Raw genomic sequence first — 19,212 nt, forward strand, 5'->3', positions numbered from 1 at the left:
CTTAGCCCACGACCGGCGCCCCAGACTGGGCCGCGGGCTTGACCCGCGGCCGGTGCCCGGACCGGGCGGCGACCGCCGCCCGACGCGCCCCGCAGGGCGTCGGCCAGCAAACCGGTCGGACATGGTGATCGCCGCAGCGTCCACCGAACCAGTCGGTGAGCAACCGGCAGCGATGCGCCCAAGTGGCACGTGAGCACGACGAAGCCCGCCAGGGCCATGGCCGTCCGGCGCCGCCTGACCATCCGGGCCGTCCGCGTTGCCAGCCGCTAGCGAGCGACGTGCCGTCAGACACCACGTAGCCGCCACCGCCGACGCAGGCTCGAACACCCCTCTCGCCGCCGGCTGCCGGCCTGCGGTCGGGTGCTTGCTAGCCGCCGGCGACCGACGGGAGGACCTGGATCTCGGCGCCGGCGGCGACCGGTGTGTCGAGCCCGCCCGACCGGCGGCAGTCGTCGCCGTCGACGTAGATGTTGACGTAGCGCCGGAGATCACCCCGCTCGTCGCGCAACCGTCGCTCCAGCCGCGGCCAGTCCGCCGCCAGCGCGTCGAGGACCGCGCGCAGCGAGCCCGCCGCGGGCACGGTGAGGCGACTCTGGCCCTGCGCCTCACCTCGCAGCACGCCGGGCAGCAGGACCGTCACCGCATCGGTCATAGCTCCGCGGCCTTCACCGACAGCACGTCGGGTAGGTGGGCCGCGACCCGCACCCACGACTCACCCTCGTCGCGGCTGGACCAGACCTCGCCCGAGCGCGTGCCGAAGTAGACGCCGCCCGGTGTCGCGTTGTCGGTGCACATCGCGTCGCGTAGGACCGTCGGGTAGAACGGCTCCGTGGGTAGGCCCGCCGAGAGCGCCTGCCACGAGTCGCCCGCGTCGGTCGAGCGGAAGACGCGGCAGCGGTGGTCGGGTGGGAAGCGGTGGCTGTCGGCCGACAGCGGGAAGGTCCAGAGCGTGGCCGGCTTGGCCGGGTGGGTGACGATCGGGAAGCCGAAGTCGCTGGGTAGGCCCTCGGCGATCGACGACCACGTCGCGCCCTCGTCGTCGGAGCGGTAGACGCCGCCGTGGTTCTGCGCGTAGAGCCGGGTCGGGTCGCCGGCGTCGCGGGCCACCTTGTGGACGCACTGGCCGAACTCCGGGAACGGGTCGGGGAAGAAGCCGGCCCGGATGCCCGCGTTGCCCGGCGACCAGCTCTCGCCGCCGTCGCTGGTGCGGTAGACCCCGCCCGTCGACATCGCCACCAGGACCCGGGCGGGGTCGGCCGGGTGCGGGAGGATCGTGTGGATCGCCTGGCCGCCGAAGCCGGCACCCCAGTCGGGCCTGTGCGGGTGGTCCCAAAGCGGCCTGACCAGCGTGAACGTGCGCCCGCCGTCGTCGGAGCGGAACAGCGCCGAGGGTTGCGTGCCGGCGTAGACCACGTCCGGCTCGCTCTCGGGACCGGGTGCCAGTTGCCACACGCGCACCAGAGAGGTGTCGGTGTCGGCCGGGAACGCCACCGGCGCGGCGTCGGGCTCGGACCAGGTCTGACCTAGGTCGTCGCTGGTCGCGACGCTGGGACCGAAGTGCGAGCTGTCGACCCCGACCAGCAGCCGCGGCGCGGCGCGGCGCCGGTCGATGCCGACCGCGTAGATCGACGTCATCGGAAAGTGCGGCCCGCTGACCTCCCAGTCGGCCCGATTGCCGCTGGTCGCGAGAAACAGGCCCTTGCTGGTGCCGATCGCGAGGAGGACGGTCATGGGCGACAGTATGCGCGCGACCACCGACAAAAGCGCCCCGACGGAAGGTGGGATGATGGCCGACATGAACAGGGTACGTTTCCGTCCACACCAGTCGATCTTGATCGCCGCGTTCATCGCGTTCGTGGGCGTGCTGCCGATCGCGTTCGGCCCCAGCCTGGCCTCCTCCACCACCACCGCGACGGACGACGGCTCGGACGTACGCTGGCTGTTCGTACCCCTGCTGCTCATCCCGATTGCGGTTTTTGTCTGGGTTCTTCGCTCGGGCACCGACGCCGACGCATCCGGCCTACGCGTCCGCGGCCTCCTCGCCAGCAAGCGAATCCCCTGGTCAGAGGTGCGCGAGCTGGCGACCGACGACCGCGGCCGCGCGGTGGTCCTGCTCCGCGACGGCTACGCGGTCACACTCGCGTCGGTCGGCCGCGACGACCTCGGCCGGCTCGTCGAGGCCAGCGGCCACGGCATCGAGTGGCACAAGAACAAGCAATAGATCAAGGTCCGATTTGCCCGGGCCCGCGGTGGGCACGACCGCCGCTCCCGCCGGACACCGCTCCGCTTCGCTCCGCTGCCAGGTCCGCGCCCCACAACCAAAGGCACGTACGCGAAAGTTGAGCACGGCGGGGACCTCGCGGTGAACCGGCTCAGTAACCGCCGACAACCTCGTTCCCCAACGGCTCGCCCACGACCTACGAGCCGTGCGCGCGGCACCGGCCAAGGCGTCAGCCGCGACGCCATGCGGCCGGGATGCGCGCCGTCGAAGCGTTCGCGGAATTGACGAGCCGAATGCCGGTTGCAACCGCCAGACCGTGGCGTGGACCCGGGTCAGTAGCCGCCGACTACTTCGTTCTCCAGTGGCTCGCCCGCCACATAGCGCCGCACCTGCTCCCCCACCAACCGGTAGGCGCGCGGGTGCAGGCCCCGCACCGACCCCGCGATATGCGGCGTGATCAACACGTTCGGCATGTCCCACAGCGCATGGTCGGGCGGCAGCGGCTCGGGCTCGGTGACGTCGACCGCCGCCCCGATCCGGCCCGTCGAGAGCGCCTCGACCAAAGCCGCCGTGTCCGCGACCGGGCCACGGGCCGCGTTGACCAGCAGGGCGCCGTCCTTCATCGCGGACAGGAACTCCGTCGACACCAGGCCGCGGGTCTCGCTCGTCAGCGGCACGATCACCACGACCACGTCGGCGGTCGGCAGCAGGTCGGGCAGCGCCGAGACCGGGTGCACGCCGTCGCGGGCCGAGCGGGCCACCGACGTCACCGTCACCTCGAACGGGGCAAGGCGCGCGCGGACGGCCGCGCCGATCGAGCCGGCGCCCACGATCAGGACGTGCTTGCCGGCCAACTCGTCGGTGGGTGCGTAGGACGAGTAGGACCACTCGTGCCGGGCCTGGGCGCGGGCGAAGCCCGGGAAGCTCCGCAAATAGGACAGAATCGCCGTCAGGATCCACTCCGCCGTCGACGAGTCGTGCACACCGCGGGCGTCGTGCAGGGTGACGCCCGCGGGCAGGTGGCCATACCAGGCGTCCGCGCCCGCCGACAGCAACTGCACCACCCGCAGCGCCGGCATCTTCGACGTGAGGGACACCGAGTCCGCCTGCGCCAGGAACGGTGGCACCCAGAACTCCAGGTCCGCCGGGTCCGACGGGAGCCGGTCGGGGTGTTCGGCGATCTCCAGCGTGACCTCGGGCGGCACCTCGCCCAGCAGCGCGCGGCCGTCGGCGTGGGGGATCCAGACCTTCACAGCGCTCACGCTAGTCGGGCAGCGGCAGATCGACGCGGGTGGCCGGCTGGTAGAGGTCATAACCAGAGACCACGTCGACGGTGTACGAGACCTGGTGCTCGTCGAGATAAGCCCGCACCGCCGCGCTCTCCGGTGAGCCCGTGGGCAGCGCGAACGTCCTGGTCGGGGCGTCGGCGACCGCCTGCTTGTAGGGCTGGTAGCGGTCGAAGCCGGGCGTGAGGTCCGCCGAGATCACCGCGCAGCGCACCCGCTCGACGGAGATGTAGGCGATGTAGTCGCAGGTCCAGTACTCGGAGTAAACAGTGGTGACGCCGCGCCGGTCGAGCTCGGCCAGCAGGCCGACCTGCCGGTCGTCGACGGCCGCGATCCGGGGCAGCTCCCGCACCACGGACACCGTGGCCACCAGGGCGAACGCGCAGATCACGGCCAGGCCGGCACCGCCGAGCCAGCGGGTGACCCGGCCGCGCAGCCTCCACAGTGGCCACAGCACGGCCGGCGTCGAGATCAGCACGCAGTGCAGGTAGCGCCCGCTCTCCATCGGCGTGTTGCCGGCCGCGTTGCTGCGCGCGTACACCAGCAGGCTGACCAGGGCGGCGACGACGAGGGCCAGGCGGCCCGCGGCGCGTACCCGATCGGGTTTAGTCCTGAATGCCCGCCATGCGGCATATCCGGCGACCGCCAGCAGCGCCAGCCAGACCGGCGCCCACCAGAGCTGCCAGGGCTCGCAGCGGCCGGGCGCGCACATGCCCGTCGCGAGCGGGATGCCGGTCAGCACGCCGCCGTGCAGGCGTTCGGCCCACGACGCGTCCGGACCCCCGCCGTTGAGGCCGAGGAACGTCGGGATCGCGCTGTGCTTCCACGCCGAGGTCAGGTCGTGGATCAGGAGCGGCGCGACGCCGACGAGCGTGCCGCCCGCGAGCGCGATCCAGGCCCGTCGCCCGGGACGCTTCAGCAGGAGCACGGCGGCCGCGGCGGCGACGTACGGCAGAACGAGCCAGTCGACCCATACCATCAGCCCGGTGAGCAGACCGAACGCCGCGTAGCCGGCGGTCCTCGGCCGCGTGGCGAGCGCGACCCCGAGCAGCATGAGCGCGGCGCCGGCAGTGTTGATCTCCGGGTACCCACCGCCCGAAATCAGCTGATTTTTCAGGATCCGGTCGGATCCGAGGGCCAGCAACCCCACGACGAACGTGGCGAACCACGGCGAGTAGAGCCGCTTGGTCAGGGCCCACATCGCCGCGAGGAAGGCCACGTAGAGCAGCAGGTTGGGCAGCCGCAACGCGAGCACGGACCCCTTGGCGACCGCGACCAACGGCGCGGCCAGGTAGGCCTCGAGCGTGCCCATGTAGTTCTGGCCGTAGAAATAGACGGGCAGACCGCGCCCCTGCCCGATATGCAGCGCGGCGAGGCCCATGGTGCCTTCGTCGCTGTTGGTCGGCGGCGCGCCGGAGAGCAGCACGGCGATCCGGTAACCGAGGCCGGCCAGCCCCAACGCCAACGCGGCAAGCGCCGCCGCACCCGGCCGCCGGCCGATGGCTGGCGACACCGCGGGCGTGGAGGTCTGCGCGCCGGTCAGGATCGCCACGCCGGGCAGTCTCTCACGATGGCGCCACCGTGTCCGAACCCCCGACACAGCAGAAGATCTTGACGCGCCACCGCGCCTATCCGGAATCACCGCCCGCGGTCAGGATCCGATTACCGGAATCGACCGGTTCATCGTCGCGGACCTGGGCGCCCGCACGGAGGCGCGAGCGGAGCGAGGCAGTCACGGCCAGACTCGCCAGCGCGGCCACCGTCATCGCGATCGCCGGGCCGGTCGCTTCCGCCACGCCGCCGACCGCGGTGGCGCCCACGGCCTGGAACGTCATGCGCCCACTGCCGTCGAGTCCGAGCGCCTGGCCGCGCAGGCTCTCCGGTGCCCAGTCGACCAGGCGCTGCTGCAAGCCGAGCGTGCCGGCGTAGCCGAACGACGCCACGAAGACGGCGGCCGCGCCCACGGCGAGGCCCGGATGCAGGAAGAAAAGCAGATACGGCACGGCAAGCAACGCCTGCAGCGGGGTGATGAACCGGTCCAGCACCGGGACCGGTACGAACCTGCCTACCGCAAGATCGCCGGCGAGCATGCCGGCTGCGGCGGCCACGAAGAGGGCGGCTGCCCAGTCGCCGGCGTACGGGACGTACATCGCCTCCGCGCCGACGATCAGACCGTTCGGCACCCAACTCGCGATCAGCACCGTGCGGGTTGACCGGTTCATGAACAGTGCTCGGTTGCCTCGCCAGGTCGCCGCCACGCCGGCCCGGCCCGTGGCGCGCGGCGACCGGGTGCGCAGGCCGGTGTAAGTGACCGCCGCGGAGATCGCGATCAGCGCGGCCGCGATGGCCAGCGCCCGGTGCGGGCCGAGCGTCGCGATCAAGGTGCCGCCCGTCGCGAAGCCGATGATCTGCATCGCGCCGACCGAGATGTTGAGCGTCGCGCGGCCGAGAACGAAGCCGCCGGGCAGCACGTCCACCATGATCGCGTTGCGCACGCCGCCGCTCAGCGCGTCGACGGCGCCGAATGCCATGATCAGCAGCAGCATCCCCCAGATCGGCAGCACGCCGGTGGCCAGCAGCGCTGCCGCGAGGGCCCGAGCGACGTCCCAGCCGGCGAGGAAGCCGCGGGGCCGGACCCGGTCGGCGTACGACAGCAGGGTCATCGCACCCAACGCCTGCGGCAGCAGACCGCCGAGAAACGCCAGCGCGGACAGCAGCGGTGAACCGGTTGATGCGTAGACCAGCGCGGAGAGCGCCAGCATCTGGATGGTCTTGCCGGCGACCGTGGCGGCGTTGCCGGCGAACAGGGCCCGGAACTCGCGGTTGGCGAAAATCTCGCGGTACGTGGTCACGCCGGCACTATCGAGCGGCCGGCCGATGAACCGGTAGAGTTTCGTCCGGAGCCGAAAATGACCTTGGTGAAAGTCGACCCGACCGACCTGGCCAACACCCGCTTCGCGTTGTCGCCCATGGTCGAACTCGTCGGTGCGCTGACCACGGTCGCCACACCCGGCCACCCGGCCGCCTGGCTGGCCCCGTGGGTCGACCGGCACCGCCCGGCGTTCGACGCCCTCGCCGCGGCCGAGCCGACCCTGGCCGCTCTCCTGGCCACGATGCGCGGCGCCCGCTGGACGCCGGACTTCCTCTTGCCGGCACCCTCCGGAATGGACACCGCGTTCGCCACCGAACTGGCCCGGGTGCGGGCCACGCCGCCCGACCGCCTGCACCGCGACCTCACCCTGACGGCGCACGCCGGCCCGCACAACGCCGGCCGGATCGGACGGGCCCAGCCGCTCCCGGAGGCGTTCGCCGCACCGGATGCCCTCGACCGCCTCGCCGACGCGCTCGGCACCCTGTGGGACCGCACGCTCGCGCCCGACTGGCCGCTGCGCAAGACGCTGCTGGAACACGACGTCGTCCAGCGCGCCGGCCGGCTGGCCACCTACGGCTGGGCGCACGCGCTGGCGGACCTCCGCCCGGGCTTCCGCTGGCTCGACGGCGGTGCGATCCAGGTCAACGACTGGGACTCCCCGCCGTACGTGGTCGCCGGCGCCCGCCTCGTCCTCGTGCCCAGCGGCTTCGGCCGCGGCTGGATCGGCGCCGATCCGCCGGAGGGCTACGCGCTGGTCTACCCGGCGCGCGGCATCGCCGCACCCGCCGACGCACCGGCCGCCGACGGCCTGGACCGCCTGGTCGGCCGGTCCCGCGCCCGCCTGCTCCGCGCCCTCGCCGAGCCGGCCAGCACCACCCAACTGGTCGGCACCCTCGGCATGAACCTCGGCACGGTCGGCGACCACCTGGCGGTCCTCCGCGACGCGGGCCTGGTCACCCGCACCCGCAGCGGCCGGTCAGTGCTCTACCGCCGCACCGCGTTGGGCGCGGCCCTCGCGACGGCACCCAGCGACCCGTGACCAGGACCGGCCCCGTGAACCCGCTCAGCACGACTGACAAGCCGCGCGCGAACATCACGACGCCGATCAACCCGTACCCTCAGGTCGTGGGATTCACCGTCGAAGACGCCAACGGGGTCCTGGCCGACAACTTCGCGCCCTGGGTGCGGGATCTCGGTCTCGTGGTCGAGCACGTCGAGCCCGGCGCGGCCACCCTCCGCCTGCCCTGGTCGGACCGCCTCGCCCGCGAGGGCGGCGCGATGAGCGGCCAAGCACTGATGGCCGCCGCCGACACCGCGACCGTCATCGCGATCTCCGCCGCACGCTCGGCCTTCGTCCCGATGACCACCGTGCAGCTGTCGACGACCTTCCAGCGGCCGATCGCCGGCGTCGACGTCGCGGTGCTCGCCCGGGTCACCAAGCTCGGCCGCACCCTGGCCTTCGCCGACATCACCCTGACCCCGGAGGGCGCCACCGCACCGGCCGCACAGGCCCAGACGGTGTACGCACTTCTCGGCTGAGCGACATCAAGAGGCGTAACTTTCAGCCGAGAACGCTCGTTGAGGGTGTGAGGCGAGGTATCTTGTCGCCGCGACTCCCCGGCCCCCTCCACCCAAGGGGATGACCACTGTGTCATCTACGTCCCCACAGCTGCCCCCGTACGCACGGATCGTCGCCATCGCCGGGCCGCCCGCGGCGGCCCTGGCGGCGCTGGTCTGCGCTGCCGCCGGGCTCCTGCCGACGCTGACCGCCCTCGCGGCCGCGACGGCGTTGACGGCCGCCGTCGGCACGGCGCGCCTCGTCCGGCTCGCGCTGCGGATCCACGCCCGGGTGCACTCGTTCGGTCCGTGCCGCGGCGCCGGCTATCTCGGCATGGGCGTGCTCGCCACCGGCCTGTCCGTCGTGCTGCTGCCGTTTGCCCCAGCCGGCGCCAGGGCGCCGATCGTCTCCGTCGGCCTCGCCTTCGCGGCCGTGCTCTACGTGATCGGCCTGCTGCTCCTGCCCGGCGCCGCGACCACCACGCACGCCCGGCTGCGCCGCTGCTTCGACGGTGTGAGCCTCGGCATCAGCATCGCGTTCGCGGTCTGGCTGCTGCCGCCGCAGGGCGGGATGCCCGCGGCCGCGCTGGCCTCGGCCCTGGTCGGCTCGTTCGGGCTGGCCACCGCCACGGTGATCGTGCTGCGGGTGGTCGCCTACCGGCGGGCGGCGTGGCTCTGCGGCGGCGGTGTCGGCATCGCGCTCGGCGGGGTCGGCGCGATCTCGATGATCCTCGCCTACCGGGGCCCGTCCTGGGCCCTGCTGATCGCCGCCGTGCCCGTCGTGGTCAGCCCGGCGCTGATCCTCGGCGGCGCCGCGCGGACCGAGGCCGGTGTCGAACCCGCGCCGGTCGGCGAGCCCGAGTCGCACCTGTCCGCGTACCCGTTGCTGACCATCCCCGCAGTCGTCGCCACCCTGGCCGCCGCCTGGCATCTCATCACGGTCGGTCAGTTCGACAAGACGGCGATCGTGCTCGGCCTGTCGGTGATACCGACCGTCGTCGCCCGCGAGGTGTTCGCGGTCGCCGACGTCCGCCGCTATGCGCGGCAACTGTCCACACAGGAGGCCCACTTCCGTTCGCTGGTGTCCGGCGCCGGCGACCTGACGATGGTGGTCGGCGAGGACCTCGTGGTGCGCTGGCAGTCGCCGGCCGCCGCACGCCTCTTCGGACTGTCCGATGCGGACGTCGTGGGCCGGGCGTTCCCGGACCTGATGCACCCGGAGGACGCCGCCGACGTGCTCGCGGTGCTCAACCAGACACTGTCCACGGAGGACGAGGACGCCCGACCGGCGCTGGTGCCGGCCCGCCTGCGCGACGGCCACGGCGCCTGGCGCGACACCGAGTCCACGGTCAGCGACCAGCGCGACATCCCCGAGGTGGCCGCGCTGGTCGTGCACATCCGGGACGTCGGCGAGCGCCGCCGACTGGAGCGCACGCTGCACAAGCTGGCGTTCACCGACCAGTTGACCGGTTTGGCGAACCGCCGGGAGCTGATGCGCACGATCGCCACCCAGCGCTCGGTCGAGGGCCACACGGGCGCCCTGCTGGTGATCGACCTGCACGGCCTCGCCGGCGTGAACGACGCCCGCGGCCGCGAGGTCGGCGACGCCGTGCTGATCGAGGTGGGCCGGCGCTTGCGCGCCACGGTCGGCACCGACGACGTCGCGGCCCGGCTCGCCGGCGACGAGTTCGCGGTGGTCACGGTCGAGGGCCCGGTCGTCGCGTACGCGCTGGGCACCCGGCTGCTGACCGCGCTGACCGAGCCGTACCTGCTGCCCGGCGCCACCGTGCACATCTACGTCAGCGTCGGCCTGGCCGAACTGGCGGGCGGCGACGGCGTCGACGACGTCCTCCGCCGCGCCGACCTGGCCCGCCGCCGCGCCGGCCAGCTCGGGCGAAACCGCATCGAGTGGTACGACGCGTACCTCGAAGAGCAGCTCGTGCGCCGGATGGACCTCGAACGGGAGCTACCCGGCGCCGCCACCCGCGGCGAGCTCGACCTGGTCTTCCAGCCGATCCTCGGCCTGCACGACGGCCAGCCGGTCGGCGCCGAGGCGCTGCTGCGCTGGCGCAACCCGTCGCTGGGCACGGTGCTGCCGAGCGAGCTGCTCCCGGTCGCCGAGGACCTGGGCGTGATCGGCGAGATCGGCCAGTGGGTGCTGCAGGAGGCGTGCCGGCGCATCGCCGCCTGGGACCCGCGGCTGTGGCTGTCGGTCAACGTCTCCCCCGCCGAGCTGGCCGCGCCCGACTTCGTCAGCCACGTTGCCGCAACCCTCGTCGCGAGCCGCCTGTCCCCGGAACGCCTGGTGATCGAAATAGCCGAGGGCCGCGTCGGCGCCGACACCCCGACGGTGGTCACGCAGCTGGCGGGCTTGCGGGCGCTGGGCGTCAGGACGGCGCTCGACGACTTCGGCGCGGCGCAGGCGAGCCTGGCCCACCTGCGCCGGCTACCGATCGACATCCTCAAGGTCGACCGCGCCCTGGTCGGCGAACACGTCACGACGCGACAGAACGGCGGCCTGGCCAAGCCCCTGATCGACGTCGTGGTCAGCGTCGGCCGTCGCCTCGGCATGGAGATCATCGCCGAGGGCCTGGAGTCCGGCGCCCAGATCGACCAGGCCCGCGCCGCCGGCTGCCAACTCGGCCAGGGCTTCGCCCTCGCCCGCCCGGCCCCGGCCGAACGCTTCGAAGCCTTCCTCGCCGAACGCCTCACCCAACCCAATTAACCAAATTCAAGCGGTCCCGGGCTCGCGGTGGTCCGGACCGCCGCTCCCGCCGGACACCGCTCGCTTCGCGTCGCTGCCACGTCCGCGGCAACCCCGGAGTCGATCTTCGACGCACTCCGCCGACATGTTTCCGTTCCCCCGCGCGGACTGCGCCCGACCAGATCGATCTGGGCTCGACCGCATCGCGCCACGAACCTGGCAGGGCCGGGCCCCTCGGGCCCGGCCCGGTGCCCGGCGCAAGTGCCATCTGGCAACCGCACCAGTTGGTCTCGGGCGGCGCGGACCGGCCCCGGCTCACCGCAGCTTCGGCCGTGCGTCGGGCATCCACCCCGAGCCCGCTCGGGGACCGCGCCCGGGAAACGGACACCCGGTTCCAGCGCCTTCGCCGGTCTTGCCGGTGCGGGCGCGTGCGTGGGCCGGCTCCCAGCAGCCACCGCTGCCGTTGGCCGCGGTGCGAGAGTCCAACCGGGAGGGCGATTCTGGCGACTTACAGCTCGAATTTCCCAAATCCGATACCCCACGCGACGAAGTTGGCAAATGGTTGCTGGTATGGCAGCAACGAACTTCCAAGATCTGCAGCCCATCGCCGAACACAGCGGACCGGCGCGGTTGATCGCATTCGCGGAAGCCGAACGCGTTCCGGACCTCTCGCTCTCGGGTGGGCCGGCGACGTCGTGCCGCGCGCTCAACCTTCTTCGGCAGACGTTGCCGCATCCGATTTGACACTGAGCCACCGCGGACCTGGCAGCGGAGCGGTCCCCGGCGGGAGCGACGGTCGCGCCCACGACGGGCCCGGGACAAGAAGTGAGATTGGTCCGGTCCTGGTGGGTCTGAAGGGCTCGCGCGTAAAGATTGAATGTCCTTCTGTTTCCGCTCCGAAACGGCGGAGGGGCCGGCAGAGGGGCGTTCGGCCGGACAAATAGACTCGCTCGGGTCGTCGCGCGCGTGTCACGCTCGCGAGCGGACCGACCGCATACGAATCGCCCACACGACGCAAGGGGGCACCGATGGCTGCCATTTCCCGCGATGAGGTCGCGCATCTCGCGCGGCTGTCGCGGCTCGCCGTGACCGAGCAGGAGCTCGACACGTTCGCCGGCCAGCTGGACGTGATTCTCCAGGCCGTGGCACGGGTCGGTGAGGTCGCCGCCGCGGACATCCCGCCGACCTCACACTCCGTGCCGCTGACCAACGTGTTGCGGGAAGACGTCGTGATCAACTGCTTGACGCGGGAAGAGGCCCTCGCGGGCGCGCCCGACGTCGAGGAAGACCGGTTCAGGGTGCCGCGCATCCTGGACGAGGAGGCGTGACGGTGTCAGATCTGACGAAGCTCACCGCGGCCGAGATCGCCAAGCGGATCAGCGACGGCGACGTGTCCGCCGAGGAAGTGACCCGGGCCCATCTCGACCGGATCGCCGCCGTCGACGGCAAGGTGCACGCCTTCCTGCACGTCGACGCCGACGGTGCGATCGCGGCCGCCCGCGAGGTCGACGCCAAGCGCGCCCGGAAGGAAACCCTGGGCCCGCTCGCCGGCGTGCCGGTCGCCGTCAAGGACGTGCTGACCACCAAGGGCGTCCCGACCACCGCCGGCTCCAAGATCCTCGAAGGCTGGCGGCCGCCCTACGACTCGACCGTCGTCGAGCGCCTGCGCGACGCCGGCACGGTCATCCTCGGCAAGACCAACATGGACGAGTTCGCGATGGGCTCGTCGACCGAATACTCGGCCTACGGCCCCACGAACAACCCCTGGGACCTCGGCCGCATCCCCGGCGGTTCCGGCGGCGGCAGCGCCGCGGCGATCGCCGCCTACGAGGCCCCCCTGGCGATCGGCACCGACACCGGTGGCTCGATCCGCCAGCCCGGCGCGGTCACCGGCACCGTCGGCTCCAAGCCGACCTACGGCGGCACCTCCCGGTACGGCCTCATCGCCTTCTCCTCCAGCCTCGACACCCCGGGCCCCTGCGCCCGCACGGTGCTCGACGCCGCGCTGCTGCACGAGGTCATGGCCGGCCACGACTGGCGCGACTCGACCTCGATCCCCCAGCCCGTGCCCCCGGTGGTCGAGGCCGCCCGGCGCGGCATGACCGGCGACCTGACCGGCGTCAAGCTCGGCCTGGTCACCCAGTTCGACGCCGGCGAGGGCGCCGAGCCGGGCGTCATGGCCGCGTTCCACGACGCGCTGGCCGCGCTCACCAAGCTGGGCGCCGAGCTCGTCGAGGTGTCCGCACCCCACTTCCAGTACGCGCTGCCCGCCTACTACCTGATCGCACCCAGCGAGTGCTCCTCGAACCTCGCCCGGTTCGACGGCGTCCGCTACGGGCTGCGGGTCGGCGACGACGGCAACCGCTCGCTGGAAGAGGTCATGTCGCTGACCCGCGAGGCCGGCTTCGGCCCCGAGGTCAAGCGGCGGATCATGCTCGGCACCTACGCGCTGTCCAGCGGCTACTACGACGCCTACTACGGCCAGGCGCAGAAGGTCCGCACGCTGATCACGCAGGACTTCAACCAGGCCTTCGAGCAGGTCGACGTGCTGGTCTCGCCGACAACGCCGTTCGTGGCGTTCCCGTTCGGGTCGCGCACCTCCGACCCCTACCAGATGTACCTCGCCGACCTCTTCACGATCCCCACCAACCTCTACGGCGGGCCCGGCATCTCGGTGCCGTGCGGGCTCTCGGACGGGCTGCCGGTCGGCTTCCAGATCATGGCGCCGACCATGGCCGACGACCGCATGTACCGGGTCGCCGCCGCGCTCGAGTCCGCCGTCGGCACGCTGACCCCGCCGTCCCTGGAGGGCTGATGACCACCACGACGCTGCCCGCCTACGACGACGCGGTCGCCACCTTCGAGCCGGTCATCGGCCTGGAGACCCACGTCGAGCTCGGCACCAACACCAAGATGTTCTGCGGCTGCCCGACCGACTTCGGCGGCGAGCCCAACACCCGGGTCTGCCCGGTCTGCCTCGGCCTGCCCGGTTCGCTCCCGGTGGCCAACAAGGCCGCGATCGAGGCGACGATCCGGATCGGCCTCGCGCTGAACTGCTCGATCGCCACCTGGTGCCGGTTCGCCCGGAAAAACTACTTCTACCCGGACATGCCGAAGAACTTCCAGATCAGCCAGTACGACGAGCCGCTCTGCGTCGACGGCTACCTCGACGTCGAGGTCGACGGTCGCACGGTGCGGATCGGCATCGAGCGGGTGCACCTCGAAGAGGACACCGGCAAGACGCTGCACGTCGGCGGGGCGACCGGCCGCATCCACGGCGCCACCGAGTCGCTGGTCGACTACAACCGCGCCGGCATCCCGCTGGTCGAGATCGTCACCAAGCCGGTGCCCGGCACCGGCGCGCTCGCGCCCGAGGTGGCCCGCGCCTACGTCACCGAGTTGCGCGACATCCTCCGCGGTCTGGGCGTCTCCGACGTCCGCATGGAGGAGGGCTCGCTGCGCTGCGACGTCAACACGTCGCTCAACCGGCCCGGCGAGGAGTGGGGCACCCGCACCGAGACCAAGAACGTCAACTCGCTGCGCTCGGTCGAGCGGGCCGTCCGCTCCGAGATCATCCGCCAGGCGTCGGTGCTCGAGGCCGGCGGCCGGATCGTGCAGGAGACCCGGCACTTCTCCGAGGAGACCGGCGACACCCGCCCGGGCCGCTCCAAGGAAGAGGCGACGGACTACCGCTACTTCCCGGAGCCGGACCTGGTGCCGCTCGCCCCGGACCCGGCGTGGGTGTCGGCGTTGAAGGCCGCCCTGCCGGAGCCGCCGCGGGTGCACCGCAAGCGCCTCCAGGAGAGCTGGGGACTGTCCGATCTGGACATGCAGTCCGTGGTCAACGCCGGCGCGGTCGAGCTGATCGAGCAGACGGTGGCGGCGGGCGCGACCGCGGCGGCGGCCCGCAAGTGGTGGCTGGGCGAGCTGGCCCGGCGCGCCAACGAGTCCGGCATCGAGCTGTCGGCGGTCGGCGCCACCCCGGCGCAGGTCGCGGAACTGCAGACGCTGGTCGACGGCGGCAAGCTCAACGACAAGCTGGCCCGCGTGGTGCTCGAGGGCGTCGTAGCCGGCGAAGGCGACCCGACGGCGGTGATGGAGGCGCGCGGCCTCGCGGTCGTCTCCGACACGGGCGCCCTGACGGCGGCGGTCGACGCGGCCATCGCCGCCAACGCGGACGTGGCCGACAAGGTCCGCGGCGGCAACCTCGCAGCGGCGGGCGCCCTGATCGGCGCCGTCATGAAGACCACGAAGGGCCAGGCGGACGCGAAGGCGGTCCGCGAGCTGATCCTGCAGCGCCTCGGCGCCAACTAAGAGGTCCCGGGTCCGTCGGGGGCGCGACCGTCGCTCCCGCCGGACACCGCTCGCTCCGCTTCGCTGCCAGGTCCGCGGTTGGTTTTAGTTTCCATGGCTACTATTTCCATGTAGAGTAAATCCCGTGGACGACGACACCGCGACCGGCCGCCTGCTGTGGCACGTGACGCTGCGCTGGCGAGCGGCCGTCGACCGGGCTGTGGCGCCGCTGGGCCTGACCCACGCGCAATACAGCCTGATCGCCTCGCTCTACGGTCTGACCCGGCGGGGCGCCCAACCCACCCAGCGCGAGCTCGCGGAGTTCGCCGAACTCGAGCCGATCTACGTCTCGAAGCTCATCCGCGCACTGGCCGCGGCCGGCCTGGTCACGAGGTCGGCCCACCCGACCGACTCGCGGGCGGTGCAGCTCACCCTCACCGAGAAGGGCGTCGAGACCACCGAGGCCGCGATCGCCGTGGTGCACGCCTTGCAGCACGACCTCACCAAGCCGATCGGCGGCCCGTCGAGTCCACGCAACCGTCAGCTCATCGCCATTCTCAAGGACCTGCTCGGCACACCGCCGGGCCAACCAGACGGGAGCCAGGCCATGACCACGACGCCAACCCTGACCGGCCAGGACGTCGCCGAGGCACAGGGCGCACTCGGCGCGCTGCTCGACCACGTGCTGTCCGACGCCGGCGTATCCGGCACCGAATACGTCACCTTCCGCGTGATCACCGCCCGCGGCCCGTGGGCCTCTATTGGCGAGCTGAGCGCCTTCCTGGCGACACAGCCGCAGCTGCGCCTTGACCGCGCTGCCGCCGAAGCGCTCTGCGCCGGCTTGGTCCAAAAAGGACTCGTCACGGCCGGCGAGCCGGTGGCGCTCACCGACGCTGGCACCAACCTGTTCGCCGACCTCAACGAGCGCGTGCGCCGCACCACGGCCGACATCTACGCGGGCCTCGACCCGGCCGACCTGGCAACGGCCCGCAAGGTCCTCGCCACCCTGGCGGAACGGGCTCGCCAAGCGACGAACTGACCCGAGCGGCCGTCACCTCGACGTACGGACGGGCAACCCACGCCAACGCCCAGGCGGCGGATGGAGAACCGTCCGAATGCGACCGCCAGTTGTTCCTCGTCGAGAGCGCCTCAACTTCTGCGTGCAAGCTTCTGTCCCCCGAAGCTGGTCGGTGGCACCAAACGCATGATCGAAGAGCGCCGGAGGCAGGACGAGCCGCTGCAGGCTGTCGCGGTCCGGGCGCTCGACGACCTGCCTGAGCGTCGTGAAGACCACGCCTTGACCCTCGACGGCGACTGCGCTCAGTGGCCGATCATCGTCGTGATCGACCACCCCCACAGTCGGCCAGCGAGACACAGAAGACATCTTCGGCGGGGTCGATCTCGATTGCCAGGTCCTTGCGCCTTCAGGCGACAACGAGGGTCCGATTCGGGCGGGAGTTGGAGCGTTTCGAGAAGTTCGTCCACGCCGCCGCCCGCAGCAGCACGACCAAGCGGACGATACCGGCGCTGTCCTTCGACGCCGTCGAGGACCCGGACGCGGTGGACCACTATCGCGAGCTGCTGGACAAGATCTGGAGCAAGCAGGTGCTCGCCGGAACGGCGGACGCCTGCACGCGTCGGGCGGTACTCGACCTGCTCGACCGCGTGCCCCCGGCGTACCAGGCCGCGGTGGGCCGGTGGATCCGCGATAAGCGCCGTCTGCTACTCCGGACTGGAAGGCGAGTGGGCGGGTTCCATTCGCTCGGCCCCTACGGCGACGACGCGATAGTTGTCTATATCTGTGACCGCGAAGCCAACGTGCCCGACGTCGCCGTAATGTGGAATGGCTCTCCCGGACGGCCGGAACCGACGCGGGTGAGCCCGCTGCTGGCGTAGCGGCGGTCAGGCTGCGCCCATCTGGCCGACCAGGCGGGCCGTTCGCCAAACCTGTTCGTCGCCGACGCGTTCAGCACCTTGACCCGCGCAAGGCGGGGTGACGGCCGGGAGCCGCGTCGACGACCTGCGCGCGGCGCGCCGCGCGCTCGGCCCCGCGCGCCGCGCCTCCGTTGCCACTAGGGGGTCGGGGCTGTCGCGGTCAGGACGACGGGTTCAAGGGGCGGTAGCGGCCCAGCCATTCGGCCAGTTCGTCGGCCGGCATCGGGCGGGCGTAGAACCAGCCCTGTGCCACGTGGCAGCCGACCGAGCGCAGCAGGCGCCAGGTGCGTTCGTCCTCCACGCCTTCCGCGACCACGCGCAAGCCCAGCGCGCCCGCCAGGTCGATGACCGTGCGGACGATCGCGTGGTCGTCGGCGTCCGTGGCCATGCCCAGGACGAACGAGCGGTCGACCTTGACCTCCGTCAGCGGCAGCCGCCGCAGGTGCTGCATCGACGAGTAACCCGTGCCGAAGTCGTCCAATGCGACCGCGACCCCCAGCTTCGCCAGTTCCGAGAGCGTCGCCAGGACCCGGCGCGGGTCCGCCATCAGGGCGCCTTCGGTGATCTCGAGCTGTAGCTGCGCCGGCGAGACCGCGAAGCGGGTCAGGCGTTCCCTGATCTGGTCGACGATCTCCAGCGTGTGCAGGTCGCGGATGCTGACGTTGACCGCCGCACGCAGGCAGACGCCGGCCGCCTGCCACTTGGCGAGCTGCTCGACCACGTCGTCGACCACCCGCCGGGTGAGCAGGCGCATCACCGCGCTCTGCTCGGCCACCTTGATCAGTTCTTCGGGGTCGACCATGCCGCGCTTGGGGTGGCGCCAGCGCAGCAGCGCCTCGACACCGACCACCGCGCCCGTCTGGATCTCGATCTGGGGCTGGTAGTACATCGTGATCTCGCCCGCGTCCGGCGCCGCCACTTCGGGGTCGAGGGCCCGACGCAGGTCGCCGAGCAGGCTCAATCGCTCCGGCGTGTTGTGGTCCGACTCGGGCGCGTAGACGACGACCGTGTCGCGGCGGTGCTTCGCGTCGTACATCGCCACGTCCGCGTGCCGCATCAGCGTCGCGAAGTCCTCGCCGTGCTCCGGGTAGAGCGCGATGCCGATCGAACCCGCCACGTCCAGCGGCAGGCCGTCGAGGGCGACCGGCTCCGCGAGGGTGGCGACGATCCGGTCCGCCAGGGTACGGGCGCCGCCCGCGTCGGTCAGCCGCGGCGTGAGGATCGCGAACTCGTCGCCGCCGAGCCGGGCGACCACGTCGGTGCGGCCCACGGTCTGCACCAGCCGGCCGCTGACCTCGATCAGCAACTGGTCGCCGACCGCGTGGCCGAGCGCGTCGTTGACGTGCTTGAACCGGTCGAGGTCGAGCAGCAGCAGCGCGAAGTGCTGGTCGGGCGCGCCGGCTGCGGCCCGGGCCGCGTGCATCGTCGCCTGTTCCTGGACCTCGGCCAGCAGTGCCTTGCGGTTGGCCAGGCCGGTAAGGGGGTCGAGGCGGGCCAGGTGCTCCTGCTCGGACGACAGTCGCGACATCCGGTAGACGGCGAACAGCGGCACCAGCATCAGCGGGATCAGCGCCACGCTCAGCGATGCCGGGCCGCCGACCAGGATCGGCGCCAGCAGCAGCAGCGCGCCGATCGAGACCGACTCGAACGCGACGCCGAGGCGGAACGTGTCCCACAGGTTGCCGCCGGAGTGGAGCCGGACGGCGACGGTGACGGTGCCGTACTTGACGACGAACCAGGCGCCGGCGGCCGCCGCGGCCGCGACCACGTCGATCCAGGATGGAGCGACACCCTCGGCGAACGCGGTCTCACCGAACGCGAGCAGCATCGCCTCGGCCGCGCCCAGCGCCAGCGCGTACTGCGCCACGTTGAAGACCGAGCGCCACACCGCGTGGTGCAGCCGCATGGAGGAGACGACCACGGCCGCCGCCTGCACGAGGATCGCGGGGCCGAGGCCCCAGGCGAGCAGGATCGCGAACGTGAAGCAGATCGAGGGGAAGACCGCGGAGCTCTGGCGGCGGCCCGGCGGCGCGAACGGCCGGTAGTCACATAGGACGGCCAGCGCCGCCATCACCCAGAACGCGGCCGGCAGCGTCGGCAGGTCTTGGGGTAGGTGGCTGATCGGCACCGCGGAAACGAGGACGGCCACCGTGATGACCGCCCCGACGAAGGTGTAGAACGACGCCGCCCGTTCGGCGGGAACAGTGTTACGACGCGCGGCAGCGTCCATCCCACCTCCCCGCTCGCCCCACAACGCCCCCCAGCGTCCCGGCCGGACCGTCCACTAAAGATCCCACCCTATGGGCGCCATTTGCCAACCGAGCGAAACGGACAGAGTCGTGAT

16 protein-coding genes are annotated in these 19,212 nt (G+C 72.0%); 10 read left to right on the plus strand and 6 right to left on the minus strand.

All coding sequences use genetic code 11. The features are described 5' to 3' along the window. Positions 1 to 367: 367 nt before the first annotated feature. Both Air01nite_RS04390 and Air01nite_RS04395 read right to left on the minus strand, forming a co-directional pair. The gene (locus Air01nite_RS04390; RefSeq protein WP_203700494.1) at positions 368 to 652 is read right to left on the minus strand and encodes a MoaD/ThiS family protein; all 285 of its coding nucleotides are present in this window, start codon (positions 650 to 652) and stop codon (positions 368 to 370) included. After that, the gene (locus Air01nite_RS04395) at positions 649 to 1,731 is read right to left on the minus strand and encodes a WD40/YVTN/BNR-like repeat-containing protein (protein ID WP_203700495.1); all 1,083 of its coding nucleotides are present in this window, start codon (positions 1,729 to 1,731) and stop codon (positions 649 to 651) included. Before Air01nite_RS04395 ends, Air01nite_RS04390 begins: the two co-directional genes overlap by 4 nt. Before the next feature lie 64 nt (positions 1,732 to 1,795). Between Air01nite_RS04395 and Air01nite_RS04400 the strand changes: the two genes are divergently transcribed. Then, positions 1,796 to 2,221: a PH domain-containing protein gene (locus Air01nite_RS04400; RefSeq protein ID WP_239090485.1), complete on the plus strand. Its 426-nt coding sequence runs from the start codon at positions 1,796 to 1,798 to the stop codon at positions 2,219 to 2,221. Positions 2,222 to 2,553: 332 nt separating this feature from the next. Here the strand turns inward: Air01nite_RS04400 and Air01nite_RS04405 are convergent, their stop codons facing one another. The 3 genes from Air01nite_RS04405 to Air01nite_RS04415 all read right to left on the minus strand — a co-directional run bounded on the left by Air01nite_RS04405 (position 2,554) and on the right by Air01nite_RS04415 (position 6,359). Next, positions 2,554 to 3,474: a 2-hydroxyacid dehydrogenase gene (locus Air01nite_RS04405; RefSeq protein WP_203700496.1), complete on the minus strand. Its 921-nt coding sequence runs from the start codon at positions 3,472 to 3,474 to the stop codon at positions 2,554 to 2,556. Positions 3,475 to 3,484: 10 nt separating this feature from the next. After that, complete coding sequence (locus Air01nite_RS04410; RefSeq protein ID WP_239090486.1) at positions 3,485 to 5,059, minus strand: hypothetical protein; 1,575 nt, start codon at positions 5,057 to 5,059, stop codon at positions 3,485 to 3,487. A 76-nt stretch (positions 5,060 to 5,135) separates the two neighbouring features. Beyond that, a complete protein-coding gene (locus Air01nite_RS04415) occupies positions 5,136 to 6,359 on the minus strand; it encodes an MFS transporter (protein WP_203700497.1) in 1,224 nt (407 codons plus the stop codon). A gap of 57 nt (positions 6,360 to 6,416) precedes the next feature. On the opposite strand from Air01nite_RS04415, the gene Air01nite_RS04420 reads away from it, so the two are divergent. The 9 genes from Air01nite_RS04420 to Air01nite_RS04460 all read left to right on the plus strand — a co-directional run bounded on the left by Air01nite_RS04420 (position 6,417) and on the right by Air01nite_RS04460 (position 16,829). After that, positions 6,417 to 7,418, plus strand: a complete 1,002-nt coding sequence (locus Air01nite_RS04420) for an ArsR/SmtB family transcription factor (RefSeq protein ID WP_203700498.1) — start codon at positions 6,417 to 6,419, stop codon at positions 7,416 to 7,418. Between the two features lie 86 nt (positions 7,419 to 7,504). Then, the gene (locus Air01nite_RS04425) at positions 7,505 to 7,918 is read left to right on the plus strand and encodes a PaaI family thioesterase (RefSeq protein WP_203700499.1); all 414 of its coding nucleotides are present in this window, start codon (positions 7,505 to 7,507) and stop codon (positions 7,916 to 7,918) included. A gap of 100 nt (positions 7,919 to 8,018) precedes the next feature. Then, complete coding sequence (locus tag Air01nite_RS04430; RefSeq protein ID WP_203700500.1) at positions 8,019 to 10,661, plus strand: putative bifunctional diguanylate cyclase/phosphodiesterase; 2,643 nt, start codon at positions 8,019 to 8,021, stop codon at positions 10,659 to 10,661. Positions 10,662 to 11,210: 549 nt separating this feature from the next. After that, the gene (locus tag Air01nite_RS04435; RefSeq protein WP_203700501.1) at positions 11,211 to 11,384 is read left to right on the plus strand and encodes a hypothetical protein; all 174 of its coding nucleotides are present in this window, start codon (positions 11,211 to 11,213) and stop codon (positions 11,382 to 11,384) included. Positions 11,385 to 11,668: 284 nt separating this feature from the next. Further along, positions 11,669 to 11,968, plus strand: a complete 300-nt coding sequence (gene gatC, locus Air01nite_RS04440) for an Asp-tRNA(Asn)/Glu-tRNA(Gln) amidotransferase subunit GatC (RefSeq protein WP_089246218.1) — start codon at positions 11,669 to 11,671, stop codon at positions 11,966 to 11,968. A 2-nt stretch (positions 11,969 to 11,970) separates the two neighbouring features. Then, positions 11,971 to 13,455 carry an Asp-tRNA(Asn)/Glu-tRNA(Gln) amidotransferase subunit GatA gene (gene gatA / locus Air01nite_RS04445; protein ID WP_203700502.1) on the plus strand — a complete coding sequence of 495 codons (1,485 nt, stop codon included), beginning with the start codon at positions 11,971 to 11,973 and terminating at the stop codon, positions 13,453 to 13,455. Further along, positions 13,455 to 14,954 carry an Asp-tRNA(Asn)/Glu-tRNA(Gln) amidotransferase subunit GatB gene (gatB, locus tag Air01nite_RS04450; RefSeq protein ID WP_203700503.1) on the plus strand — a complete coding sequence of 500 codons (1,500 nt, stop codon included), beginning with the start codon at positions 13,455 to 13,457 and terminating at the stop codon, positions 14,952 to 14,954. Before gatA ends, gatB begins: the two co-directional genes overlap by 1 nt. Before the next feature lie 124 nt (positions 14,955 to 15,078). Next, complete coding sequence (locus Air01nite_RS04455; RefSeq protein ID WP_203700504.1) at positions 15,079 to 15,972, plus strand: MarR family winged helix-turn-helix transcriptional regulator; 894 nt, start codon at positions 15,079 to 15,081, stop codon at positions 15,970 to 15,972. A 419-nt stretch (positions 15,973 to 16,391) separates the two neighbouring features. Then, positions 16,392 to 16,829 carry a hypothetical protein gene (locus Air01nite_RS04460; protein WP_203700505.1) on the plus strand — a complete coding sequence of 146 codons (438 nt, stop codon included), beginning with the start codon at positions 16,392 to 16,394 and terminating at the stop codon, positions 16,827 to 16,829. Positions 16,830 to 17,028: 199 nt separating this feature from the next. Here the strand turns inward: Air01nite_RS04460 and Air01nite_RS04465 are convergent, their stop codons facing one another. Continuing rightward, positions 17,029 to 19,098 carry a putative bifunctional diguanylate cyclase/phosphodiesterase gene (locus tag Air01nite_RS04465; RefSeq protein ID WP_203700506.1) on the minus strand — a complete coding sequence of 690 codons (2,070 nt, stop codon included), beginning with the start codon at positions 19,096 to 19,098 and terminating at the stop codon, positions 17,029 to 17,031. Between the last annotated feature and the right edge of the window lie 114 nt (positions 19,099 to 19,212).

The sequence above is a fragment of the Asanoa iriomotensis genome (genome assembly GCF_016862515.1).
In the GTDB taxonomy this organism is placed as follows: Bacteria; Actinomycetota; Actinomycetes; order Mycobacteriales; family Micromonosporaceae; genus Asanoa; species Asanoa iriomotensis.